Genomic DNA, 1,106 nt, shown 5'->3' with positions numbered 1-1,106 from the left:
GCACGTGTCGGCCGGCTGCGGTACGGCTGCGCCACAACGTCGAAGACGACCTCACGCGGGGCTCGGATATCGACGGTCTGCGGCCCGAGCGGGCGCATCCGTCGGCCGACTCCCAGATCCGGCGCCGCAAGGGCACCCGTCACAAGGCCCAGGCCGCCGACAGCGGCGGCGGCAACGGCACCCGCACCGGCCGCAACCGCAACCGCAAGTCTCCCGTAATGAGCCATGGCGCTCCCATCCGCAACGGCCGACCGGCGCCTGGGAGCCACGGACGGCTGCCGGTCCCACTCCCTCTCGGCCGAGGGCCGCGGCGCCCTCGCCGAACCTGGGCCCGGTTTCTTCACCGTGCCGCACCCAAGGCGTCCTGGCCCTGTCCCCCCAGGCTAAAACCGGACAGCTGCTCACAGAACACCCGCTCAGGCGTTCGGTCGAGTAGCGCGCGACGCCCCCCAGCTGGATGCGTACCGTGATTGTCAGTCACGCTGTGTTGCAAATGTGGAGGGAGATTCTGAATGAGATGGTCGATTGGCCGGGCGCTGGTGGCGCTGGCTCTGATGTGCGCGTCGATGCTCGGGTTCGCGCAGGCTGCGGGGGCGTCGTCGGGGTGCGAGCGGTCGCACTGTGATGGTGCCGTCTACGGCTGGCACGTCGGGGACGACTTCCTGCACCAGGCCGTCGGGGCGCCGGAGGGCGACCAGGCGATGGCGTCGAACGGCGACGTGGTGACCGTCGAGGGCACCGGCGCGTTCAGCCTGCACCCGCGCGCGGCCAGCGGTGGCGGGACGTTCAAGCACAAGATGGCCGCGACCGGCGAGGTTGCGACGGGGACCTTCCAGGTCCGTGAGGTCAAGAGCTTCGAGTCCTTCGGGAACGGCACGCCGCAGGGCACCCCACCGAACTTCTTCGGCGGCCGGCTGAAGCTGCTGGTCGACCTCACCCCGGACAAGGAGCCGTGGAAGCACTTCAAGGGTCTGCTGACCGTCAACTGCGCGCTCGGCAACCCGCCACCCGGGGTCGAGGAGGGCATCATGCTCAAGGTCTTCGACCTGATCGACTTCGACAAGACGGTGCACGAGAGCGGTCAGAACGTCTTCGTCCTGCTCTGA

1 protein-coding gene is annotated in these 1,106 nt (G+C 69.2%); it reads left to right on the top strand.

Going from position 1 to position 1,106, the window contains the following annotated elements; translation table 11 throughout:
• Window positions 1-512 precede the first annotated feature (512 nt).
• Entirely contained in the window at window positions 513-1,106 is a 594-nt protein-coding gene (locus tag AB0O00_RS40935) for a hypothetical protein (protein ID WP_363659731.1), read from the top strand.

The organism is Kitasatospora sp. NPDC093558, from assembly GCF_040683475.1.
Classification (GTDB): Bacteria; Actinomycetota; Actinomycetes; order Streptomycetales; family Streptomycetaceae; genus Kitasatospora.
Note: the sequence above shows the minus strand (reverse complement) of the source record. Positions and strands in the feature narration are given on the sequence as shown.

Coding starts and splice junctions, on each gene's coding strand:
- AB0O00_RS40935 (WP_363659731.1), top strand. CDS start 513: ATGAGATGGTCGATTGGCCGGGCGCTGGTGGCGCTGGCTCTGATGTGC.